The organism is Sphingobacterium sp. UBA7855 (assembly GCA_002500745.1).
Taxonomy (GTDB): Bacteria; Bacteroidota; Bacteroidia; order Sphingobacteriales; family Sphingobacteriaceae; genus Sphingobacterium.
Window position 1 is genome coordinate 711,816 of record DLST01000018.1, and the last position, 24,523, is coordinate 736,338.

Consider the following 24,523-nt stretch of genomic DNA (forward strand, 5'->3'; position numbering starts at 1 on the left):
GAAATATGCTGCGTAAATCACAACTATATTTATTTCTTGCACTATCCACATTACTTTTTTCACTATCCTGTTCTAATACATCGCATGACACAGGTTTTTATTTTTGGAAGACTGTATTTCAGTTAGACACTGTAGAAAGTCGCTCGCTAAAAGAAATTAATGCGCAATCTATTTATGTGAGAATAATGGATATTGATTTTGACCCTTCGGGTGTACAGGCCGTTCCTATTAGCCCAATTACCTTTACCCAACCCGTACCAAAAGAGCTGCAGGTAATCCCCGTAGTCTTTGTCAACCAGCGTATTTTTACGGAAATGGATAGTCTTCAGATTCGGGCATTGGCTAATAAAATTGTACCATTTATTGTAGCCAAAATAAAACAGGCAGGAAAGGAGAATTTTAAGGAACTCCAATTGGATTGCGACTGGACAAAAACTTCGCGTGATAAATTCTTCTATCTTCTCACCTACTTACAGCAGCTACCCGCATTGAAAGATATTCTAGTAAGCTCAACATTAAGACTACATCAGGTCAAAAACATAGTCACGAGTGGAGTCCCCCCTGTCCGAAAGGTCATGTTGATGTGTTATAACATGGGAAATCTGAGACAATTTGGCCCTCAGAATTCCATTATAAACCAAAAAGATCTGAAAACCTATCTCAGCGGAACATTACACAACTACCCTATCGAGATGGACATTGCTTTACCCTTATTTCAATGGTTTGTAGTCTTTAGAAATAATAACTATATCGGCATTTCAAAACATATCAGTGAAGAAGAGATAAAAGACACTTCTTTATTCACCCATAACCCTAATACCAACCTTTATATTTTAACAAAAGACCTTCCTAAAGCCAATCTCAAAAAAGACGATATCATCCGATTTGAATCCGTCAACCAAGAAGATCTCTTACAAACGGCAAAATTTTTGAAGGGAGAATTAAAAGGAAAAGAACATCGAATTATTTTTTATCACTTAGATCAAGCTACACTAGTAAACCATAGCAATGCCGAATTACAAAAAATTATTGCTGCTTTCTAGCACAACACTTGCTTTCTTCTTCGGAGAGATCGCAACTAATATCGCCTGCGGTCCAGAAATAGACCCTTATGATAATCAAACGACCTATTACTTGCCGCATCTTGAGGACAATGGATTTTCGGCTTTTCAATTTATACCGTACCAATTTCTCTATAGTGATGAAGAGCCCGTTAAAGAAAGCTTGATTAATGCGGAGGCTTGGGTTAAGCATCTTGGATCGGCAGTAAAAGTTAGTGATGTCGAACAATTGATGTATAAGAGTAATACTGAAACGGCCAATTTGGCGAGCAATCAACAGAAATCTACTTGGTCAAACTTGCCAGATTCTGTTCGTGGAAACACCTTCTTAAAGACGTTGATTGATGGAAAACATGAGGCAGAGCGAGCTTATTTTATATTTACCAAAAAACAGGAGCCTATTACCAATATCCAACATAGTTATTGGGACCCTGATACACGAAATTTTAAAGAAATCATACAATTTGCCGAACTTGCCGAACAGCAGATCGCCAAATACCCAAAAAATAGTTTCCTCTATATCCGCTACGCTTATCAGGCAGCCCGTTTATATCTATTTGGGCATGAGTATACCAACAGTATGACCACCTATGAGCAGTATCTGCAGCCTGTAAAAGGGAACGATGCCATTCTCAATTGGGCACTGTCGAATTATGCTGGTGCTGTGCGAAAAAATGGTGATGGAGCAAAAGCTGCATACCTCTTTTCTAAACTCTTTACCATGAGTCCCGAACGACGTATATTGGCTTACTCCAATTTCCACTATATCACTGCGAGTGATGCCGAGATTTTTCAATACGCCAAAAATGATGCAGACAAATTCAACATTAACGCCATTATAGGCTTCGGCAATAGCGGTCGTGCCCTGAAATATTTAAGCGAATGTTATCAGCTTGACCCAGCAAATACCATAAATGCAGTTTTACTAGGTCGCGAAGTCAACAAAATAGAAGCTGAAATGAACGAGTCTTTTTATCTCAATAGAGATAGCTATACCTATTATTCAAGGAATGAGGACAAAGGGGACGCCAAAAAATACCTGGATTCTGTTCGCACATTTGCCTTGCAGCTCTATCGTGATAAAAAATATGTGCAACCGCAACTAGGACTTATTACCGCAGCATACTTAAGCTGGATAAATAAGGAAAACACATTGGCAAAGGAATATCTTTCAGAAATTAAAGAATCCGAACTCAACCCTAAATTGGTTGACCAGCTTCAAATTACCCGTTTATTGACCCAACTGACCGACTGGCAAAATAGCAAGCAACTGGATGAGATCAAGTTGACACAAACATTGACCTGGTTGGAAGAGAAGGCCAAACTTGACGGTAAAAATGACACTAACGAACCAAGATGGAATTATAATGCTTTTGAACACAGCAACTATAGCTTAATATGCCGCAATATCTTACAGAACCTAGTGGTAAAACATTACTTGAATACTCAGGATACGGCCATGGCAAGTTTGGCAGCGGTGAAAGCTGACATCTTTTACAACTATGGTTTTGCGCAGGATTCACTGGAGGAAAATATGCAATGGTCAACCATGCATTTCTGGGAAAATAGCCTAACGCCCAAAACGTTACTAAAGATCAGAAATTTGCTCACAGATAACGGCCAGCAGCAGACCTTATCCAAATTTTTGCTGAAAGATATCAAGCATTTCAATCGAGACTATCTCACAGAATTATTAGGGACGACGTATTTGCGCGAACTTGACTTTCAGAAAGCCGCTAAAACCCTTGCAGGGCTACCTAAAGATCATAAGGAAATGGAAATTAAGAATTGGTATAGCGAGGAGCAAGAAGACCTCAAGCCCAATCCGTTTATTGTCACTATAAATGATTACCCAAAAAAATATGGCAAACAGTCCACCACTAAGCTAAAATATGCTGAACGCATGGCACGCTTGGAAAATGCCATAAAAACGGAAAAGAACAACCAGAAAAAAGCCGAGTATTATTTCCAAATGGCAACAGGAATCTACCAAACAAGTACCTATGGAAATGCATGGTCGATGGTGTCTTATGAATGGTCTTCTATAGATAATCACGCAGCTTCTACACTGCACTGGCAACGGAATTACCTGCAAACGAAATCAGCAAAAGAATGGTACAACAAGGCCCGTTCGCTCAGTACAGATAGGGATTTCAAAGCTAAATGCACTTTTATGCTCGCCAAATGTGAGCAGAAGGATTTTGTTTATACCAATGAGTCCCGTTGGCAATACTACGACTCACCTTTAAAGAATCCATTCTATCGCTTTGCGATGCAAAATAAATATTTCAAGGAGTTGGGAGCACAATACAAAGACACACCATTCTTTACGATCGCTTCGCGAGAGTGCACCTATCTTCGTGACTTTTTAAATTTAACCCAAGCGATACGCTAGGCATTTGTATTAGGATTCAATCATATTACTAGAAATTGCTTCCCATGTATGGAGTGTTCCCAAAAAGTTAGCCACTTTTTGGGGGCATTTCTGATGATAAAATAAAAAGTCCTTTTTGTTAACTATGCTCTGCTATCTTCATTATGGTACATACTGAGGTAGCTATCGTAGCGCGAACTTTCGATCCGCCCTTCTTCCACTGCTTCCATGATAACACAGCCAGGTTCGTTGATATGTCTGCAATTATTAAATCGACACTGGTTCATCAAAGCACGCATCTCTGGAAAAAAATGAGATAGTTCTTGTTTCTCGATGTCAACAATGCCCAGTTCACGAATGCCTGGCGTGTCAATCAGCTTCCCGCCGAAAGGGAGATCGAACATCTCAGCAAAAGTGGTCGTATGCTTTCCCTTGTCAGACCAGTCGGAGATTTCACCGGTCTTTAATCCATATGCTGGAACAATCGCATTGATTAATGTTGATTTACCCACTCCTGAATGTCCTGACACTAATGTTATTTTATCCTTAAGCAGTTCCTTGACCACATCTATATTTATCCCCGTTAAGGCAGAGACCTCAAAGCAGGGATATCCGACACCCGTATAAATCGCCTTATAGTCTGCCAAAACCTCCAATCCTTCATCACTGAACAGATCCAATTTATTGAATATTATTACTGCCGGAATACCATATGCTTCTGTGGTCACTAAAAATCGATCAATAAATCCCAAGGAAGTCGGTGGAGAGGCCAAGGTCACCACCAAAAATGCCTGATCCAAATTTGCTCCTATAATTTGGGTTTGCTTGGAGAGATTGACTGATTTACGGATAATGTAATTCCGGCGAGGTTCCAATTCATAAATGACGGCACTTTCCCGATCCGGCTCCACCTCAAAATGAACCCAGTCTCCAACAGCGACAGGATTCGTTGTTTTTATCCCTTTGGTGCGAAATTTTCCTTTGATCCGACAATCGTATCTTTGATCATCTTCGCCCAAAACCTGATACCAACTACCGGTCGATTTAGTTACCAATCCTCTCATAACTCCTGCTGCATTAAATGTGTCATGCTGCAAAAATCGGAAAAATTTATTAAACTTACCCGTTAATGAATTTCTTACCTTTGCAATAGACACTAAAATTCAATTTTGTGAAAAAACTATTTCTTTTAGATGGAATGGCTCTTATATATAGAGCTTATTTTGCATTGAGCAAAACTCCCCGAATTACCTCAAATGGGTTAAATACAGGAGCAATCATGGGATTTACCAATACGCTTTTGGACGTATTGAAAAATCAGCAACCTTCTCATATAGCAGTAGTGTTTGACACCGCAGCTCCTACCGCCCGACATATTGAATTTGAAGCTTATAAAGCGCACCGCGAGTCTATGCCTGAGGATCTTGCGTCCTCTATTCCCTATATAAACCGTTTAATCGAAGGCTTCAATATCCCGATTATTACAATGGATGGGTACGAAGCAGATGATATTATCGGGACCTTAGCAAAGAAAGCTGAAAAACAAAATTTTCAGGTCTATTGCATGACACCGGATAAAGATTTTGGCCAGCTCGTATCGGACAATATTTTTATCTACAAACCTGCCCGGATGGGTAACGGAGCAGAAGTACAAGGTGTCAAAGAAATTTTGGAAAAATGGGAAGTTTCTAATGTCTGTCAAGTCATCGATATCCTCGGCCTTTGGGGTGACGCTGTAGACAATATACCGGGTATACCGGGCATCGGTGAGAAAACAGCAAAAAAACTTGTGCAGGAATACGGATCTGTCGAAGGTATTATTGCTAACGCGGATCAACTCAAAGGAAAAATGCGCGAAAACGTGGAAAACTTTGCTGAACAAGGACTTATCTCTAAAAAATTAGCTACCATTTTATTGGACGTACCAATTGACCTTGACGAAAAATCACTTGAACTGGAAGATCCAAACAAAGAAATTCTTGAACCACTATTTGCGGAACTAGAATTCAGAACACTTGGAAAGCGGGTTTTCGGCGAAGATTTCTCCATTCTCGACAGAAGTGCCGCCACAACTGGCCAAATGGATTTATTTTCGACAACAACAACTACAATTACCACGACCGAAATTGTTACCGAAGTAAGCGTCGAAAATGCAGCAATAAATAACATACATAATACCGCGCATGAATATGTTTTGGTCGATACGCAAGAAAAACAAAAAGAGCTTGCCGAAAAGCTGTCTTCTTTGAATAGTTTTTGTTTCGATACGGAAACGACAGGATTGGATGCTAATCTTGCGGACATCGTAGGCTTATCATTCTCCTTTGAAAATGCCAGAGCTTACTATATTCCCACTCCGGCAGACCGTGAAGGAGCACAAGCTGTAGTCGATATTTTTAAGGCAGTATTTGAAAATCCGAACATCGAAAAAGTGGGACAAAATATCAAATATGATATTTTACTTTTGGCACGATATGGTGTAAAAGTAAAAGGGCCTCTTTTTGACACGATGGTTGCACATTATCTGATTGATCCAGATACCCGTCATGGTATGGACCTCCTCGCAGAAAATTATCTTAATTACAGTCCAGTATCCATCACTGAGCTTATAGGGGAAAAAGGCAAGAAACAAGGAAACATGCGCGATGTGGAGATTGAAAAAATTAAGGAATATGCAGCCGAAGACGCAGATATCACATTACAGTTAAAAAATATATTTCAACCTCTCCTTATCGAGACCGACACCATAGAACTCGCTCAGGATGTTGAATTCCCATTAGTATATATACTCGCTGAAATTGAACGAAATGGTGTAAAAATTGACGTTCCGGCACTCGAAGAATTTTCAAAAACTTTGGAGCAGGACATCAAAAACCTCGAGGGATCTATTTTTGAAAAAGCAGGTGTAAATTTCAACATTGCTTCCCCAAAACAATTGGGTGAAGTTTTATTCGATAAACTGCAGTTGGATCCCAAAGCGAAAAAAACAAAGACGGGACAGTACAAAACGGGAGAAGATGTATTACTGGCGTTAGCTCATAAATCAGACATCGTTCAAGATATTTTAAACTTCAGGCAAATGCAAAAACTAAAATCAACTTACGTGGATGCACTGCCGGAGTTAATAAACCCCGAAACAGGATTAATTCACACATCTTACAATCAAGCTGTTGCTGCAACTGGACGTCTGAGTTCGACTAATCCGAATTTACAAAATATCCCGATACGTACCGAAAGAGGTAGAGAGGTAAGAAAAGCGTTTATTCCACGATCTGAAGAGAACGTGATTCTATCAGCCGATTATTCGCAAATTGAACTGCGCCTGATCGCCGAGTTAAGTAACGATCAAAATATGATGGAGGCATTTAGTCAAGGTCATGATATCCACCGGGCAACAGCCGCAAAAGTATATCATACCGATTTTGATGCTGTTACTTCTGAACAACGCCGCAACGCTAAAGCCGTCAACTTCGGTATTATATATGGTCAATCGGCATTTGGTCTTTCCCAAAATCTTGGCATCTCACGCAAAGAAGCATCGGATATCATCAACGAGTATTTTAACCAATATACAGGGATAAAAAGATATATGAGTGATGCGATCGAGTTTGCAAAAGAGAAGGGTTATGTTGAAACAATTTTAAAGCGGAGGCGTTATCTTAGAGATATCAATTCGGCAAATATGACAGTTCGGGGATTTGCGGAAAGAAATGCTATTAATGCACCTATCCAGGGTTCGGCCGCAGATTTGATTAAACTTGCCATGATTGCCATTCAAAATGAAATTGAGCAGCAAGGCTTATCGGGTAAAATGATCATGCAGGTACATGACGAATTGGTTTTTGACATACCTAAAAGCGAAATACAGCTTTTTAAGCAAATCATACAGGATAAAATGACCAATGCAATCAAAACAAATGTACCTTTGGTTGTAGAAATTGGAGAGGGCAAAAATTGGCTTGAAGCGCACTAATATTATGATTAAAAAACTCATCCATCTATTGTTATTCATTTCTGTGTGCAGTTTTACAACCCTTTACGCACAGGATGAGAAGCCTGTATTCTACGAAAAATTAGATCAGGGGCTGATTCGTTTTTATTTCGACAAATACTACTATCTCGTTTCGAAAGAGTGCGAGTTCAAATCCATCGAGCGTGTTAGTAAATTCGACTTTACCAAACAGTCATTCGAAGGTGAATTTCGCGATTTTGCCCCCAATGGTAATAGAATACTCGTCGGACATTACACAGACGGTAAAAAAGAGGGTTTGTTTCAAGCTTATCATCCAAACGGCGTATTAAAATGGGAGGTAACTTTCCAAAATAATTTTCCTACTGGTGACTGGAAATTTTACTATCCTGACGGAAAGCCGTTGTTAACCATTACATATAGCGAGCAAGGCTACTTTATTAAAGATTACTGGGACAATAGGGGAAGGCAAGAAGTAACGGATGGTGAGGGCAATTATGAATTTTCCATTCCTTTTGAAGGCTTTACCGAATTTGGGTTTGATTTTTACCTACGTAAAGGGAAGGTGAAAAATGGCAAGCCCCAGGGAAACTGGAATACGTATTTCTATAATGTTGGCCAGCAGCCTGTGTATGCTATGACACAACGGTTTTCAAATGGTGTACTTACGACAACGTATGATGACAATGGAGAACTTAACAGTGAAGATTTTTTGTCGCTAAGCATCCTCCCTTATGACTATTTCATGCGGGCAGAACTATTTAACAGCAAATCGTGCAGCTTTGATGACTATGCTAACTTTTATGCTTTCCTCGCGAAACGATTTAACGATAATCTCAATAAAAAGGGGATTGAAATTACCCAACAAGTAAACTTCTCATACCTGGTGGAGGTAAAGAAAACAGGAATGGCTAATCTGAGAAACCTAAAGTTAGTTTCAGATTCGGGGAGTGAGTCTTTCGATGGAATCTTAAGCGGCATTGCAAAAAGCATTGATTTCTATTTCCCTACCTATAAAGAGAATAAGCCACAGGATGACCTCATAAAAGTGTCTGGGAGTATTACAACAGGGAATGATGGAAAAGTATACACCCATTCAATTAAAATTGAAAGACAAATAGACAATTCGAGTAAATAACTATCTTTGCAGAAATAAATAGATATGAAATTTCATAAAGAAGGATACACCACATTAGCAATCGCTGTACTTTTTATCTTTATTATCAATGCAGTTGCGGATTATTATGATGCTTCGCAATATGTCAAATGGTTTATTTATGCCCTATCAGCATTCCTGTTTATTACAGTTGTTCAGTTCTTCAGAAGCCCTAAAAAAGTGTTCAATCCAGAAGATGGGATCATTCTTTGTCCGGCTGACGGGAAAGTTGTTGTTATCGAAGAGACTGAAGAAAATGAATATTTCCACGATAAACGTATTCAAGTTTCGATTTTTATGTCGCCAGTTAATGTACACGTTAACAGAAATCCTATTAGTGGTTTGGTTACATTCTTTAAATATCATCCTGGAAAATTTTTAGTGGCCTGGCATCCCAAATCATCCACCGATAACGAAAGAACAACGGTCGTTGTCAAAGATAAAGCAGGGAGAGAGGTTCTTTTCCGTCAAATTGCGGGAGCCCTAGCACGCCGTATTGTATGGTATATAAAAGAAAATGACGAAGTGGTGCAAGGGAATGAGTTTGGTTTTATCAAATTTGGTTCCCGCGTAGATTTATTCCTCCCTTTGGGCACTGAAATCAATGTCAACATTGGTGATAAAGTTACAGGAGCTAAAACCATCATTGGGAAATTTTAACAATTTATTAATATCATTATAAGTAACTTAGGCTCCAAATTAGGGGCCTTTTTTATTCAACAAATGAATTTTAGACAATTATTATTGACAAACTCAGCAGCGGTTGGTGTTGCAATATCCACAATCAGCTTTTATTATAAACACGAGCTGCAGACAGCATTGATCATTTTCTGTGTTGCGGTGGTAACGAGTTTTCTTCTATTTAACTATTTATTTGAGAAGTATATATATCGGCGTCTCAACACCATGTATAAACTCATTCACAATCTCAAACTTGGCAAAGATCTTAAAGATGCCATCGGAGAACATATCAGCGAGGACCCCATTACAGATGCTGAAAATGAAGTCAAAGCATGGGCAAAAGATAAAAAAAACGAGATAGAACAATTAAAATCACAGGAAAAATTTCGAAGAGAGTTTCTATCCAACATTTCCCATGAATTCAAAACACCACTCTTTGCTACACAGGGCTACATTGAGACGCTGCAGGACGGCCTTATGGAAGAGGATATGGAAATGGCAAAAAATTTCCTCAACAAAGCTGCCCGAAATCTTGATCGCCTTAATTATCTAATTCTTGATCTGGATGAGATATCTAAATTGGAATCTGGCAAAATGGTTCTTAATATCGAAAAATTTGATATTGTCGACCTGATCAAAGACACCTCAGAATCCCTTGAAGACAAAGCCAAACAGCACAACATCAAAATCGAATTCAGACCTAAGGCCGGAACACCACATTGGGTGAAGGCAGACCGCAATAAAATACATCAAGTACTGTATAATTTGATAGACAACTCATTGAAATATGGAAAAGAAGGTGGAACAACAAAAATTAAGATTTTCCCATTATTTGAGCAGGTTCTTATCGAAATTACAGACGACGGCTATGGCATTGAGGAAAAAAATCTCAGCCGCGTATTTGAACGTTTTTTCCGAACTGACAAAAGCCGATCACGCGATATAGGAGGGTCTGGGTTAGGGTTAGCAATCGTTAAGCATATTGTTGAAGCACATCAGCAAAATGTCAATGTGCGCAGTACGGAGGGTATCGGAACCACATTTGGGTTTACGTTACAAAACGTGCAAGCCGGAAACTAAACAATGATGACACTTTTGTGTTTAAACAAAATCAATGTTAACATTAACTTAACATTAAGGTATTACTTTTGTAAAAATAATTTTAAGATATGTCTTTAAATAGCATTTTTCAGTACTTCGTTCCAAAGGACAAAAAATTCTTCCCTTTGTTTGAACAAGCCGGCAACAATTTGATCGAGATGTCAAAGTTGTTAAAAGATATTGTAAACTCAAGCAATCCTGAGAAGAAAAAAGATTTTACGCGCAAGATGGAAGATTTGGAGCACAAGGGCGACAATATCACACATCAAATTCATTTGGAGTTAGGAAAGAATTTCATCACTCCTTTCGATCGCGAAGATATACACTCTTTGGCAAGTTCATTGGATGATGTAGCCGATTTTATTCACGGTGCTGCCAACAGAATGGACCTTTACAAAGTTGAAAAAGCGACTGAACCAATGATAGAAATTGCGGACTTGTTGGTTGAAGCCACTGAACATGTGTCAAAAGCTATTCATGAGCTTAGAGACTTAAAAAATATCCGAAACATTACAGATTCATGCGTGCGAATCAACAGTGTTGAAAACAAAGCAGATTATATCTTTGATAAGGCTGTAGCTGACCTATTTGAGTTTGAAAAAGATGCAATTTCATTAATTAAACACAAAGAAGTGTTATCTGCAATGGAAGATGCAACGGATAAGTGTGAGGATGTTGCTAACGTATTAGAAAGCATTCTAGTTAAAAACGCATAATCATTCGATATAAGTGCACAAAAATTCTACGAGATTATGATGTCAACATTACTCGTTGTCGTGATTGTCCTGGCAATTGCTTTTGACTACATCAATGGATTCCATGATGCAGCCAATTCCATTGCGACAGTTGTATCAACAAAAGTTTTAACGCCAGCAATGGCAGTTTTATGGGCTGCAATATTCAACTTTGCCGCTTACTTCTACTTTACAGACCATAAGGTCGCCAATACCATTGCAAAAACAGTATTGGAAGAATACATTACATTAGAAGTAATTTTTGCGGGATTATTAGCAGCAATTGGCTGGAACTTGTTCACATGGTATTACGGCGTACCATCAAGTTCTTCACACACGCTTATCGGGGGATTTGCTGGTTCTGGTATGGCTTATGCATTTATTCTGGGCGCAGATCCAATTCATGCTATCAATATTGATGCTACCCTAAAGATTATTGCTTTTATCGTGCTCGCTCCGATCATAGGTATGACGATTTCCGTCATCATTACCCTACTTGTCATTAATCTGGCGAAAAACTCTAGACCAAGTGTTGCCGAAAAATGGTTCAAAATATTACAACTTGTTTCCTCTGCAGCACTAAGTTTTGCACACGGGGGTAACGACGCTCAGAAAGTAATGGGAATTATCCTGGTGGCTATGGTAGCGGGTGGTTATGTCCCAACGACAGAACACATGCCGGAATGGATTCCATTAACTTGTTATGCGGCTATTGCAGCTGGAACAATGAGTGGTGGATGGAAAATAGTAAAAACAATGGGAACCAAAATAACAAAGGTTACCCCACTGGAAGGTGTCTGTGCTGAATCAGCGGGAGCGGTTACATTAGGTATTACTGAACATTTTGGTATTCCGGCTTCTACAACACATACCATTACAGGAGCAATCATAGGCGTTGGTGTCGTTAAACGTGTTTCGGCCGTCCGCTGGGGTGTCACAATCAGTTTGTTATGGGCTTGGATATTAACGATTCCGGTTTCAGCCGTGTTAGGTGGATTGTCGCTATTGATTGTACATTATTTGCTTTAGAAAAAAAAACCTTAATTTTTTTCTTAAACGTATTGAAACAAAACAAAAATTTGGTACTTTCGTAGCGGATTTTTGTTTTGTTGTTTCACATTAAATCCTTAATTTAGTACAAAATATAGCGGAAACAAAATATTTAACATAACTTTAAGACTTTGGCACGGCAATTGTACTGTTCCAAGTGTTGATAAAAGATAATTAAGTTTGAAAACAATTAAAATTAATAATAACCTTAAAAACAAGAGTATGAACTATTCTACAATTAAAAAAACAGCTGTTGCTGCTACATTAGTTGCCGCTTTAGGTTTTGCTGGTACAGCACAAGCTCAACAAGTATTCGGTGGTAGATCACAATACAGAACTTGGTCTATCGGTGTGCAAGGTGGTATTACTACACCAAACACAATTCTTCCTGGATCAAATGCTTTTGGACAAAAAGTAGGTTACTTCCAAAACAAAGTTGGTGAATACTACGGATTAACTATTCGTAAACAATTCTCTCACACTTTTGGTTTAGAATTAGAAGCAAACCGTGGTAAGATCAAAACTTACAATCACAATCAATCTGGACCTATTGCAGAAAATTCTTTGGGTGCAAAATCGGTACAAACTGACGTAAACTGGGCTGCTAGCTTGAACGGTGTATTCCAATTAGGTACTATCGATTTCTTGAGAAGAGAAAATGCAGTTAACTTCTATGCTAAAGTAGGTTTAGGAGTATTAGCAAATAATCCTATTCAATTTGCTAATAATGACTTCACAGGTACAGAAGTATACAATGTCGCGAACAATCCTGATGGTCAGAAATGGGGATCAAGTATTTTTGGAGATCGCGAACGCAAAGGTGACCGCGATAACAAATTGACAGCTTTCGTTCCAGTAGGTGTTGGTGCTAAATTTAAATTATCTGAAGTAGTTGCGTTGAACTTAGGTTACACGATGAACTTCACTGATGATAACTTATTGTATGGTCCAGCTCGTACAGACTACAAAGGTAAATTCTCTACAGTAATGGCTGGTTTAGAATTCACTCTAGGTTCAAGAGACAAACAAAACTTGACTTTTGCTAACCCAGTTGCTACAATGTACGATGAGTTGAAAGATCCTTCATTGAGAAACGAAGTTGAAGCATTAAAACAACGTGTAAGCACTTTAGAAGGTACTGTTAACACATTAAGCGCTGATGCTGATGGTGACGGTGTATCTGATAAATTTGATAAATGCCCTGGAACTCCCGCTGGTACTCCAGTAGATGGTTCAGGATGTCCAATCAAATTCCCAGAGCCAGTTGTTAGCTCTACTACTTCTAACGGTTACTATGCTCCAATTCAATTCGAATTTGATAGCTCAGTATTGAAAACTTCATCTTACTCTACATTAGACAAATTGGCTAAAGAGTTACGTGATAACAATGCATCTGTACAATTAGATGGTTATGCATCTGCTGAAGGTTCTGAAGCTTATAACATGACTTTATCTAAAGACCGTGCTAACTCTGTAAAACAATACTTAGTAAATGCTGGTGTTTCTTCATCAAGCATCACTGCTAACGGTTACGGAGAGAAAAATCCAGTTGCATCTAATGCTACTGAAGAAGGTCGCGTTCAAAACCGTCGCGTTGAGATCAAAAAATAATTGTATAAAATATATACCATTATAGTAAAAGCCGGCTATTAAGCCGGCTTTTTCATTTTACACGTATTTATCCTTAACTTTGTGAACGATATCCAATTTGTGGAAAATTAGTTCCATTAAATTAGATAAGAAATTAGTATTTTGAATTAAAGAACAGGATACTGATTTTAAACTTTTGAGAATGGAAGAGGATTTTGAATTTGAGAACCCCGAAGAAAGAAAAATCTCGGTGGACAGATATGAGGAAATGCTTCGAAACGAGGATCAGTATTTTTTTGACTCCAAAGCTTTTGAAGGAATTATTGATTACTACGCAGAAAAAAATGATCCTGTTAAGGCGCTGCAGGTCGCAGAATTCGCAATCAGCCAGCATCCCTTTGATATTACATTTCTATTGAAACAAGCGCAACTGTTTTCAACGATTCAACAATATCAGAATGCACTCGCTGCATTGGATAAAGCGGAACTATTAGAAGCCTCCGAAGGAGATATATTTTTGATCCGCGGCGGTATACTAGGAGGTATTGGAAAATTCGACGATGCCTTGGAACAGCTGTTTAAAGCTCTTCCTTTATTGGACAATAAGGATGAGGTGTATTTCCATATTGCGATGATATTTCAGGCCCAAATGAATTATGATAAAGCCATCATTTATCTAAAAAAAGCTCTTGAACTCAATATGGATTACCAAGAAGCACTTTATGAATTGGCTTATTGTTATGACGTATTGGATAGACAGGAAGAAAGTATCTCCTTTTATAAGAAATACATAGATTCAGACCCTTACTCCTACTACGCGTGGTATAACTTGGGAAATTCATATCATAAGATCGGCCGGTTTGAAGAAGCATTGGATGCTTATGACTATGCAATATTGATCAAGGATGACTTTTCTTCAGCTTATTTCAATAAGGGAAATGCCTTGGTCAATTTAGATCGCTACCAAGAAGCATTGGACGTATACAAGCAAACATTTGAATATGAGCAACCCAGCGCTGATACCTATTGCGCAATAGGTGAATGTTATGAAAAACTGGAGCAGATGGAAGAGGCTCGAAACTACTATAAAAAGGCAGTCAAATTAGATGGTGAACTTGCGGATGCCTGGTTTGGCATTGGGGTCACCCTAGATTTCGAAGAACGTTACTTTGAATCGCTACACTTTTATAAAAAAGCATTGGAACTTGAGGATACAAATCCAGATTACTGGTTTGCAATCGCCGATGCACGATATAAATTACAGCAAATAGACCTAGCAGAAGAAGCTTATAAAAGAGTCGTTAGCTTAAATCCAACTGATATCGATGCATGGCTGGATTATTCCTCAATTCTATTTGAACAAAGTAAAATTGAAGAAGCTATAGATGTAATTTCCGATGCGATCACACAGAATCCGAATGCGGCAGAGTTATACTACCGGATTGTTGCATATCTATTCGCCAATGGACAATATAACGACGCACTAAACTTTTTGGAACTTGGTTTAGCAACTGACCCGGATAAGTATCATATCCTTTTTGATTATCTCCCACAGCTTCAGGGGAATCAGATTATTATTGAAATTGTCAAAAAATATACAAAGCCGAAAGATTAATATAGTATAGGCACTATATCCGGTCATTGCCAAAGTATGACCGGATATCAAAATTAAAGCGCCATTCATATTCCAACAACCTAATCTTCCCACTTTAAATGAAAAAACTAGGGCTAATAGGATACCCATTAGGGCATTCTTTTTCAAAAAAATATTATTTAGAAAAATTCCGCCAAGAGCAAATAATCGATGTGGATTATGACTTATATCCCATCCCTCAAATAGCTGATTTTTCAAAAATTGCCTCCAACAAAGATTTCTATGGTGTGAATGTGACCATTCCTTATAAAATTGAAGTTATGGATTATTTGGATGAGCTTTCGGAAGAGGCCAGCGCAATTCAAGCCGTCAATTGTATTCGAATCAGCCATACTGTAGATGGCACAACAAAGCTAAAAGGCTACAATACTGATGCCTATGGTTTTGAGGCTTCATTAAAACCGTTAATCAATCCCAAAGTTGATAAAAAAGCCTTAATATTAGGCAATGGTGGTGCTGCAAAGGCAGTAATTTATGCGCTGAATAGACTTGGAATAATGCATTCTCTCGTAAGCAGAACAAAGAGCGTAAACCAATTGACTTATGATGAATTGGATGCTGCTATCCTAGCAGACCATACGGTGATTATTAACTGTTCACCTGTTGGTACTTTCCCCCATACAGAACAATCGCCAACAATTCCTTACGAATTTTTAAATGAGAACCATCTTTGTTATGATCTAATTTACAACCCAGAGGAAACTACATTTTTACGAAAAGGTAAACAAATGGGAGCCAGAATCAAAAATGGATATGAAATGTTGGTCCTTCAAGCAGAAAAGAATTGGGAAATTTGGAATAGTTAATCTTTCCATAGTAAGAAATCAATAAAATCAGTAATTTTACCTATATGCTTACGATCAAATCATTTACTTTCAATCCATATCAGGAAAATACTTACCTACTATACAACGAGTCTGGAGATGTAATTATCATTGATCCGGGCATGTATGGAGAGCACGAGCAGCAAGAAGTAGTAAGTTTTGTCGCCGACAATAAGCTTCGACCTAAACTTCTATTAAATACACATTGCCATATTGACCATGTTTTAGGAAATAATTTTGTTCATGAAAAATATGGTTTGTTGCCACAGTTTCATGAAGGTGAAGTACCTATTTTAGTAGCTGTTCAGAATTATGCCCCTCAAATGGGCATCCGATATGACATCTCTCCAATTGGAGAAACATTTTTAAATGACGGTGATACCATTTACTTGGAGAATGACGAACTAGAAGTCATTCTGGCACCGGGTCATTCTCCAGCACATATTTGTTTCTACTCTGCTCATCAAAAATTTCTGATTGGAGGGGATGTGCTCTTTCGCAACAGCATAGGTAGGACAGATCTTCCAGGAGGCAATCATCAACAGCTTTTGGATAGTATAAAGTCAAAACTCTATACTTTGCCCGATGATACTGTTGTATATCCTGGGCACGGGCCATCCACAACGATTGGCTTTGAAAAAAATTCCAATCCTTTTATTCGACAATAAGAGTCATGAATCTGCCCTTTCTATTTGCTAAAAGATATCTTTTTTCCAAGAAATCTGTCAACGCCATTAATATTATCTCATCCATTAGTGTAATCGGTGTAATGGTAAGTAGTGCTGCATTGATTATATTGCTTTCCTCCTTCAATGGAATGGAACAACTTATTTTGTCTATGTACAGTAAGTTTGCTCCAGAACTCAAGATAGAACCCTCCAAGGGAAAACTTTTCGATACAAAAAGTGCAGCTTTTGATGAATTAAGAAAAGACCCGAACGTGATTCATTACACGGAAGTTCTACAAGAAAAGGTATTACTACAATATTCAAATAGACAATTTATTGCTAATATAAAAGGAATTGAGCCGCAATCACTAAGTAAAACAACCGGAGACAGTATTATTGTAGACGGTCAATATGAGCTTAAACACGATTCTATTAATCTGGCCATTCTAGGCGCAAGTGTCCAGGCCAACCTGGGGATTCCATTACAAAAACCTGCTGAGCAAATTCAAGTATATTCTCCGAGAAAAGGGGTGAAAAATTCATCAAATCCTGCTGAGGAATTTAATATACGATCGATTACTCCGGGCGCAGTATTGCGTTATCAACAAGATTTCGACAATTTGATCATTACCCCAATCTCATTTGCCCAAGAGGTTCTTGGAGAATATCAGCGTGTCTCATCAATCGAATTTTATCTAAAAGATGGCGTAGACATCAATGCGTTCGAGCGGCTATTACAACAGAAAATCGGGCCTGATTATATCGTAAAGAATAGAGAAGAACAAAATCCAACTTTATATAAAAATGTACGCGTAGAACGATGGGTGGTTTTCTTTATATTGACCTTGATTAGCGTTATTGCAATATTTAACATTGTGGGTTCACTAACAATGCTTGTACTGGACAAGCAAAAGGATATGACGATTCTGAAAGGTCTCGGCGGTGGTAATGACCTGATTCAACGCATCTTTTTTTACGAAGGCCTCATGATAGCTGTTATCGGTTGTTTCTTAGGGCTATTGATAGGTGCAATATTTAATTATGTACAATCAACTTATGGAATTATTCGCGTAGAAGATGGTGCAAATACGATTATTGACAGTTACCCTATGGTAAGTCAATGGAGCGATTACCTTTTGGTTTTTGTAACAGTCACTGGCATTTCTGCGCTAGTCTCTTACTTTTCTGCCAAAGTAAGCGTCAAAGAATTAAGCAAATTGAAGACAACAAATTAATAATTTGAAGTTTTTCGGCTCTTACTTCCCTTAGTAATTTGCTGGATTAAATTACCCCAAGCAAAAGGATTTAACAACGGATTAGCATATCGCTGATTGATGACCTTATTATTCATCGTATTGAAGCTCTGCGCATTGTTAATTGATCGCATTTCGTTTCCATCACGCGGTATTACTGCAGCCATTGCAGCTAAAGATTCATAAGATAAGGATCTTCTTACTCTCACAATATTATCTTCAGAAACGTCAAGATTCATAAAGGCAATATTGAACTCTTCAATGCTCGCCCAGGGGTATGGGGTTACCATCGGTAGTTCCGTAACGAGATTTTGCATAACGATATTTGCTGTATACTTGTCGCCCTTGACTTCAGGAATAGTGACCATTAGTGGATCAAACCCCACAGATGTAAAACGAATGGTATCCCCTACATGTGCTACAAAAGAAAAGTAACCTTCATTATTTGCGGCAAATGCTTCATTTCTGAAAGATAAATTAGTGACTGTTGCATAACCTACCGGTAGCCCAGATCCAACTGTTGTGACAATACCAGAATATTGAACAATCTTCCTTTCCTGAGCATGTGATGCGGAAAAGAAAAAAGTCAAAAGGGTGATAAGAAATATTGAAATCAGCAACTTCATAGAACAAATTTAAACAAAAGTAGCCGAACTAGCCGTTAAATTGTGTTAAGAGCACAACTAATTAACAGGGGGTAGAGTCGCTTCGGGAGAGTCGGGATCTGTTAAATTAATTGCCTCAACAGCTGTAATTTCAGGAACAGCCTTCCTTATTGCCTGTTCTAAGCCCGCTTTGAAGGTCATGATACTCATTGAACATGAAGCACATGCTCCCAATAATTTTAAACGCACGACATTATCCGCTGTGATCTCTTCGACACTCACATTTCCGCCATCAGTTTCCAAATATGGTCTCAAGGTATCTAGTGCTTGCTCAACTTTTTCTTTTAATGTCATACTCTTAATGCTATTCAATGATTGTAATATGTAAAGATAGTCAAATATTTTAAAATGTATATTCTTAGGCCTAAATGCCCCCACAAAAACAACAAGTATATGACAATATCTTCATCTCGCGCTGTTGATCGAGTTAAAGTATGTTAATAAGAAATCATGTTTTTGCGATCAAAAAATTATTAAACTATATTGCGCAATAAAATTTAATTGATTAGTATAACAAATTCACTTATCTTTGTAAAATGTTTTTAAATAGGCGTATAGCGGCTATCTGTGCCGGCATGATGTTTCTATTGGTATTTACTGGTTGTAAGAGTAAATTTGAGAAATTGCGCGCAAGCAATAATATCGCTCAAAAATACGAAGAGGCTGTAAAACTTTATGAAAAAAAGAAATATACCAAGGCGTTAGTTTTGTTTGATGACTTGCGGACGAAATTCCGCGGACAAGCTGAAGCAGAAAATATTTACTATTATTTGGCATTTGCCAATTACCGTTTGAAAGATTATACGTCAGCGGCATTTCACTTTAAAGATTTTGCTGATGTATACCCCAATAGTGCAAGAGCAGAAGAATGTAGGTTTATGCATGCCTATTGCTATTACTTGGATTCTCCAAGATCAACATTGGATCAAGCAAATACACGAAAGGCAATTGACGCATTACAGCTCTTTGTTAATCTTTATCCCGAATCTGAGCGATCTAAAGAAGCCTCTGATCTTATTCAGAAGTTAAGAGATAAGCTAGAGCTTAAAGCTTTTGCCAATGCAAGACTGTATTACGACATGGGGCTTAATGATGATTATAGGGCGGCGGTCATTGCTTTGCAAAATGTCCTAAAAGAATACCCTGATACAAAATATGCAGAAGAAATTGAGTTTTTGACATTAAAGGCTCAATACATATATGCATCAAAAAGTATCTTCCTGAAACAAGAAAGTAGATTTGATGAAGCTTTGGATTATTACCGTAACTTCGCAAGTAATTTTCCAAACAGCAAGCATATGAAGGAAGCAGAATCCCTTCGGGAAAATTCTGAAAAAGGCATTAAAACTGCACTCTCCCAGGTGAAAGATTATAATAAGGCTCTTTCAGAACAGGAAGCATATATCAAAGAACAAAAGGCGAAAAAAGAACAAGAAAATACCCAAAAAGATGAGTCAAAAAAATAATAATTCAATTCCAAATTCTACAGTTACACGTGACTTGAGACAATTGGACAAAGGCACTGACAATCTCTATGAATCTATTGTAGTTATTTCTAAACGCGCGAACCAAATTGCAGTAGACATTAAAGAAGAATTGAACGGAAAACTTGCGGAGTTTGCAAGTAATAACGATAACTTGGAAGAGGTATTCGAAAACCGCGAACAAATAGAGATTTCAAAACATTATGAGCGTATGCCAAAGCCTACTTTGGTTGCAATCGATGAATTTTTAAACGATAAAGTTTACTACAGAAATCCTTCGAAAGAGCAGGACTAATCCGTAAAAAATGGCTTTAGCTGGGAAAAATATTGTAATTGCTGTATGCGGCAGTATTGCCGCATACAAGATTGCACCCCTCATCCGCATGTTGATAAAAGCAGATGCCCAGATTAACGTAATTATGTCAAAAGAAGCCACGGCCTTTATCACGCCGCTTACACTTTCTACACTTTCCAAAAAACCAGTGCTTATTGATTATTACCAGCCAAATACCGGGGAATGGAATAATCATGTCGAAATCGCGCTATCTGCTGATTACATTTTAGTCGCTCCTGCAACAGCAAACACCATTTCCAAAATGGCCACTGGATTGTGCGACAACTTGCTAACAGCCGTATATCTATCAGCGAAGTGTCCGGTGCTATTCGCTCCGGCGATGGATTTAGATATGTGGAAACATCCCTCTACACAATCCAATATCAAAAAGCTAAGTTCTTACGGCAATATCTTAATTCCTCCGGGGAACGGGGAATTAGCTAGTGGATTGATAGGTGAAGGGCGCATGGCTGAGCCGGAAGAAATAATGGATTTTTTAGTTAAATTTTCAGACCGAGGGCTCCCTTTGTCGGGAAAGAAGGCTTTAGTATCTGCCGGCCCTACTTATGAAGCTATAGACCCAGTCCGCTTTATTGGCAATCATTCAAGTGGAAAAATGGGTTATGCCATCGCTGCGCAACTCAAAGAACTTGGAGCGGATGTCACCCTTATTTCAGGACCCAGCGCCCTGAAAAGTCCTCAAGGTATTCTTAAAATTTCAGTAACCTCAGCAGCCGATATGTTAGGTGCTTGTGAAGAACACTTCCAAACGGCGGATATTGTTGTGATGAGCGCTGCTGTAGCAGACTACACTCCCATTCATGTAGCCTCCCAAAAAATAAAAAAGAAAGAAAACAAATTCGCTATTGAACTGATGAAAACAGTCGATATTCTGGCTACTTTAGGAGCTAAAAAGAATGAGCAACAACTGCTCATTGGATTTGCATTGGAAACCAATAACGAGTTGGAAAATGCCAAAGATAAATTGATTCGAAAAAACCTAGATTTTATCGTTCTCAATTCCATGCAGGATAAAGGAGCTGGCTTTGCCACCGACACAAATAAGGTTACTATAATTGAACGATCAGGGAATATCCATGAGTTTAGCCTAAAATCGAAAGAGGAAGTTGCCGAAGATATCTGCTCAATTATCGTCAGCCTTTCTTAGGCAAAACTTTTATAAGAAAGCACTCCCGAAACACTATTCGTACAGATGTACGAGCAGATCTTATAAATTTACAATTCGAAGTTCTTTTGGATAATAATTATTGATTCGGTTAGGTAATACCTTCATCCAGCCCAATCGCTGGCCTTGAAACCTTGCTATTGCCCATCCTTGGATACCAGCAAATGTATCCACAACGATATTCTCCTTTCTAAGGTAATTACGCGCGTCCTCAAGCGATAAGTCTACCGACTTATACTCTACTAAATAATTACTCAAAGCCAATGCATGGCTCGGTATTAACTCTTTCCTATTGAGCTTACCCACATTAGTTCCTGCATTCTTGAGATAGAGTACATTTTGAAGATATTTTAGATCGTTTTCGTACATTTTTGGAAAAACATATATATCTTCATGATGAAGGAAGGTGTGCAAACTATCACTATTTGAAATCCAATCATTTAAAATCCCTTTGGGCACATCTGACTTTTCGGGTTTAATCTTTTTCCTATTAAACATTTCCTGTTCACCAACTTTCTTAAGAACAGCAATAAAAAAACCTTCCCCTCCTAATTTATGTGGATAAAACCGATAGCCGTGTCCGCGATGCTTCACAGAAAAAGTATGGTCAATTCCCCAATTATCTTCAACCGTTATTTCAACAGATTCAAAATCGCCGCTATCCAATAGCCAATCGACGATGTCTTCATTTTCCTCTGATGAATAAGAACATGTCGAATAGAACAGATAGCCCCCCTCCTTCAAGGCTGTCAAACTTTCAGCCAAAATACGCTGTTGCCTTTCACTACAAAGTTTCACATTAGCTTCGGACCACTCCTCTATGGCATCGGCATCTTTTCTAAACATACCAGACCCAGAGCAAGGCGCGTCGACTACTATTAAATCGAAAAATCCAGGAAGACGATTAAAGGCAGCAGGATCGTTATTTGTTGTTACTGTGTTAGCATTTCCCCATTTCATTAAATTATCCTGCAAAATTGTAACTCTGCTCTTAATAATTTCATTAGCAACCAAGAGCGAATCGGGATGGAGGCTGCTGTTTAATAACGTAGACTTTCCGCCGGGAGCGCCACATAAATCCAACGCCCGAACAGCATGTAGATTTAGCTTCAAACATTGAATAATATGATCTATAAACATGGAAGAGGCATCTTGCGGATAGTAAGCACCGGCATGAAATAAAGGATCTAATGTAAACACTGGACGATCTTGGAGATAATAAGCTGCATTACACCAAGGCACTTTACCCTTACTGTCAAATGGACATTCTTCCAGTTTATTTGGATTAAGGCGTATTGCCGTAGCCCGAATCCCCTCCTCATGTACTTTTATAAATGCGTTTTTATCAAATAACGGATTCACTCCTAATTTTTTCACTAAAGCATTCGGCAGAAAATTACTCATGTTGTCCTCATAGTTTGCGATAAAATTAAGATAAATAAAAATGAAGTCAAAATAAGTGGTAAATTACAAGAAAGCGTAACTTTGCATTATGAAAGAATTCAAGAAATATGCTATTATTCCTGCAACTCCAGAGGAGCTGTATCTCGCATTAACTACTGAAATTACGGCTCGTCTTTGGACAGGTGATCTGGTGTCCATAGACGCTACTGTTAATGGAGAATTCTCTCTATGGGACGGAGCTATTACTGGCCGGTTCTTGGAACTACAACCTTCGACAAAAATCGTACAGGAATGGTATTTTGGAGAAACAGACACTCCCTCTATCGTTACACTAAAACTGCATGAACATAAAAGAGGAACGTCCCTAGAAATTAGACAGACAAATATACCCGATGAAGATTTTGAAAATATCTCGCAAGGTTGGGAAGATCCTTATATATCGTCATTAATTGATTTTTATACGGAGGAAGGGTAAACTCCTATACCCCACAATATCTTTTACTAGATTATTGGCGTTATAAATGACGCCAATAACCTAGTAAACTAAATATTCCCCAACGATTTCCGCTCCAGCTTTTTTTTTAACCTGACTTCATTGTACCTTTTTATATAATTTAGAAACAATTTGTAGCTATATTTTCGCTCAAGTAAGAATCCCTTTAAAATTATAGGTTCATCTTTTACTAATGCTGATAATGCTTTTGGCCCTTTGTTTCACATCATGACCTAGAATATCTTCCACAACATCATTCAATTCAATTATCTCTCCCGAACAGCGTTTAAGAACACACCAATATTTCGTTGTTGTGAAACCGATAAGAGCCCTAGATGTTCCCGCGTCAACTGCAAAGCTTGAACTTTTAAAATGATAAACCATCATTTGACCATCCTGAACTAGTTCAGCAAATTTCAATTCCCCCTGATTTTTCTTTATTTATCCGAAAAACCTGAGGCTTTGTATTTTTGACCTTCTCCAATCCTTTTTCTATATAAGAAGGAGCGAATACGTTGTCTTTGCTTATTTGATAAACACGATAAACCTAGTTTAGAAAAAATTCCATTTGCTCATCCCCATCACTCCAAATTAATTTTCCATCTTTAACTGAAGAAACTCTTCCGTATAAGCTATCACCATTTATAAAAACAATACAATCCGCATACTCCTTTTTCTTTTGACCACAAAGTGTTGTGGAAAATATAAGTATGAAAACAGCGGTCATCATTTGGCCCAACCTTAATAATTTATATCTTTTCATTACATAAGTTAGTACCCTCTAATAGACCATTCATTTTAATAAGCCACTTTATAAAATGTTACCATTACTTTCTTAGGA

The 24,523-nt window shown here is 38.1% G+C and carries 23 protein-coding genes; 17 read left to right on the forward strand and 6 right to left on the reverse strand.

What is annotated here, in order from left to right; translation table 11 throughout:
* Window positions 1–5 precede the first annotated feature (5 nt).
* The gene (locus tag B2107_RS19190; RefSeq protein WP_293957329.1) at window positions 6–1,043 is read left to right on the forward strand and encodes a hypothetical protein; all 1,038 of its coding nucleotides are present in this window, start codon (window positions 6–8) and stop codon (window positions 1,041–1,043) included.
* Complete coding sequence (locus B2107_RS19195) at window positions 1,009–3,456, forward strand: hypothetical protein (RefSeq protein ID WP_293957330.1); 2,448 nt, start codon at window positions 1,009–1,011, stop codon at window positions 3,454–3,456. The genes B2107_RS19190 and B2107_RS19195 overlap by 35 nt, the downstream gene beginning before the upstream one ends.
* A gap of 122 nt (window positions 3,457–3,578) precedes the next feature.
* Here B2107_RS19195 and rsgA read toward each other — a convergent pair whose 3' ends face one another.
* A complete protein-coding gene (gene rsgA / locus B2107_RS19200; RefSeq protein ID WP_293957331.1) occupies window positions 3,579–4,499 on the reverse strand; it encodes a ribosome small subunit-dependent GTPase A in 921 nt (306 codons plus the stop codon).
* Between the two features lie 107 nt (window positions 4,500–4,606).
* On the opposite strand from rsgA, the gene polA reads away from it, so the two are divergent.
* The 11 genes from polA (at window position 4,607) to B2107_RS19255 (ending at window position 18,098) form a co-directional block, all read left to right on the forward strand.
* The gene (polA, locus tag B2107_RS19205) at window positions 4,607–7,408 is read left to right on the forward strand and encodes a DNA polymerase I (RefSeq protein WP_293957332.1); all 2,802 of its coding nucleotides are present in this window, start codon (window positions 4,607–4,609) and stop codon (window positions 7,406–7,408) included.
* Between the two features lie 4 nt (window positions 7,409–7,412).
* On the forward strand, window positions 7,413–8,543 hold the full coding sequence (locus B2107_RS19210) for a toxin-antitoxin system YwqK family antitoxin (RefSeq protein WP_293957333.1): 1,131 nt from the start codon (window positions 7,413–7,415) through the stop codon (window positions 8,541–8,543).
* Between the two features lie 24 nt (window positions 8,544–8,567).
* A complete protein-coding gene (locus B2107_RS19215) occupies window positions 8,568–9,221 on the forward strand; it encodes a phosphatidylserine decarboxylase family protein (RefSeq protein ID WP_293957334.1) in 654 nt (217 codons plus the stop codon).
* 63 nt (window positions 9,222–9,284) lie between these two features.
* Complete coding sequence (locus B2107_RS19220; protein ID WP_293957335.1) at window positions 9,285–10,322, forward strand: sensor histidine kinase; 1,038 nt, start codon at window positions 9,285–9,287, stop codon at window positions 10,320–10,322.
* Between the two features lie 89 nt (window positions 10,323–10,411).
* Window positions 10,412–11,059, forward strand: coding sequence for a DUF47 domain-containing protein (locus tag B2107_RS19225; RefSeq protein ID WP_209582087.1), 648 nt, complete (start codon window positions 10,412–10,414; stop codon window positions 11,057–11,059).
* 36 nt (window positions 11,060–11,095) lie between these two features.
* Window positions 11,096–12,106, forward strand: a complete 1,011-nt coding sequence (locus B2107_RS19230; protein ID WP_293957336.1) for an inorganic phosphate transporter — start codon at window positions 11,096–11,098, stop codon at window positions 12,104–12,106.
* A gap of 243 nt (window positions 12,107–12,349) precedes the next feature.
* Window positions 12,350–13,738 (forward strand): OmpA family protein, encoded by a 1,389-nt coding sequence (locus B2107_RS19235; protein WP_293957337.1) that lies wholly within the window; start codon window positions 12,350–12,352, stop codon window positions 13,736–13,738.
* A 181-nt stretch (window positions 13,739–13,919) separates the two neighbouring features.
* Window positions 13,920–15,332, forward strand: coding sequence for a tetratricopeptide repeat protein (locus tag B2107_RS19240; protein ID WP_293957338.1), 1,413 nt, complete (start codon window positions 13,920–13,922; stop codon window positions 15,330–15,332).
* A gap of 98 nt (window positions 15,333–15,430) precedes the next feature.
* On the forward strand, window positions 15,431–16,177 hold the full coding sequence (locus tag B2107_RS19245; RefSeq protein ID WP_293957339.1) for a shikimate dehydrogenase family protein: 747 nt from the start codon (window positions 15,431–15,433) through the stop codon (window positions 16,175–16,177).
* Between the two features lie 44 nt (window positions 16,178–16,221).
* Window positions 16,222–16,863: an MBL fold metallo-hydrolase gene (locus B2107_RS19250; RefSeq protein WP_293957340.1), complete on the forward strand. Its 642-nt coding sequence runs from the start codon at window positions 16,222–16,224 to the stop codon at window positions 16,861–16,863.
* Between the two features lie 5 nt (window positions 16,864–16,868).
* Window positions 16,869–18,098, forward strand: a complete 1,230-nt coding sequence (locus B2107_RS19255; RefSeq protein ID WP_293957341.1) for an FtsX-like permease family protein — start codon at window positions 16,869–16,871, stop codon at window positions 18,096–18,098.
* On the opposite strand, the gene B2107_RS19260 is transcribed toward B2107_RS19255, so the two are convergent.
* Both B2107_RS19260 and B2107_RS19265 read right to left on the reverse strand, forming a co-directional pair.
* Complete coding sequence (locus tag B2107_RS19260; protein ID WP_293957342.1) at window positions 18,095–18,742, reverse strand: hypothetical protein; 648 nt, start codon at window positions 18,740–18,742, stop codon at window positions 18,095–18,097. The genes B2107_RS19255 and B2107_RS19260 overlap by 4 nt on opposite strands.
* Window positions 18,743–18,799: 57 nt before the next feature.
* Window positions 18,800–19,075 carry a NifU family protein gene (locus B2107_RS19265; RefSeq protein ID WP_209582127.1) on the reverse strand — a complete coding sequence of 92 codons (276 nt, stop codon included), beginning with the start codon at window positions 19,073–19,075 and terminating at the stop codon, window positions 18,800–18,802.
* Between the two features lie 242 nt (window positions 19,076–19,317).
* Here B2107_RS19265 and B2107_RS19270 point away from each other — a divergent pair, with 242 nt between their 5' ends.
* From B2107_RS19270 to coaBC, 3 genes are read left to right on the forward strand one after another with little or no spacing between them, the layout of a single operon-like run.
* Complete coding sequence (locus B2107_RS19270; RefSeq protein ID WP_293957343.1) at window positions 19,318–20,247, forward strand: outer membrane protein assembly factor BamD; 930 nt, start codon at window positions 19,318–19,320, stop codon at window positions 20,245–20,247.
* Window positions 20,231–20,560, forward strand: coding sequence for a DNA-directed RNA polymerase subunit omega (locus B2107_RS19275; RefSeq protein WP_293957344.1), 330 nt, complete (start codon window positions 20,231–20,233; stop codon window positions 20,558–20,560). The genes B2107_RS19270 and B2107_RS19275 overlap by 17 nt, the downstream gene beginning before the upstream one ends.
* Window positions 20,561–20,570: 10 nt before the next feature.
* Entirely contained in the window at window positions 20,571–21,767 is a 1,197-nt protein-coding gene (gene coaBC, locus B2107_RS19280) for a bifunctional phosphopantothenoylcysteine decarboxylase/phosphopantothenate--cysteine ligase CoaBC (RefSeq protein WP_293957345.1), read from the forward strand.
* Between the two features lie 60 nt (window positions 21,768–21,827).
* On the opposite strand, the gene B2107_RS19285 is transcribed toward coaBC, so the two are convergent.
* Window positions 21,828–23,189: a methyltransferase RsmF C-terminal domain-like protein gene (locus B2107_RS19285; protein ID WP_293957346.1), complete on the reverse strand. Its 1,362-nt coding sequence runs from the start codon at window positions 23,187–23,189 to the stop codon at window positions 21,828–21,830.
* Window positions 23,190–23,277: 88 nt separating this feature from the next.
* Between B2107_RS19285 and B2107_RS19290 the strand changes: the two genes are divergently transcribed.
* The gene (locus tag B2107_RS19290) at window positions 23,278–23,664 is read left to right on the forward strand and encodes an SRPBCC domain-containing protein (protein ID WP_293957347.1); all 387 of its coding nucleotides are present in this window, start codon (window positions 23,278–23,280) and stop codon (window positions 23,662–23,664) included.
* Window positions 23,665–23,862: 198 nt separating this feature from the next.
* Here the strand turns inward: B2107_RS19290 and B2107_RS19295 are convergent, their stop codons facing one another.
* On the reverse strand, window positions 23,863–24,102 hold the full coding sequence (locus B2107_RS19295; protein ID WP_293957348.1) for a hypothetical protein: 240 nt from the start codon (window positions 24,100–24,102) through the stop codon (window positions 23,863–23,865).
* 127 nt (window positions 24,103–24,229) lie between these two features.
* On the reverse strand, window positions 24,230–24,445 hold the full coding sequence (locus tag B2107_RS19300; protein WP_293957349.1) for a hypothetical protein: 216 nt from the start codon (window positions 24,443–24,445) through the stop codon (window positions 24,230–24,232).
* Window positions 24,446–24,523 lie beyond the last annotated feature (78 nt).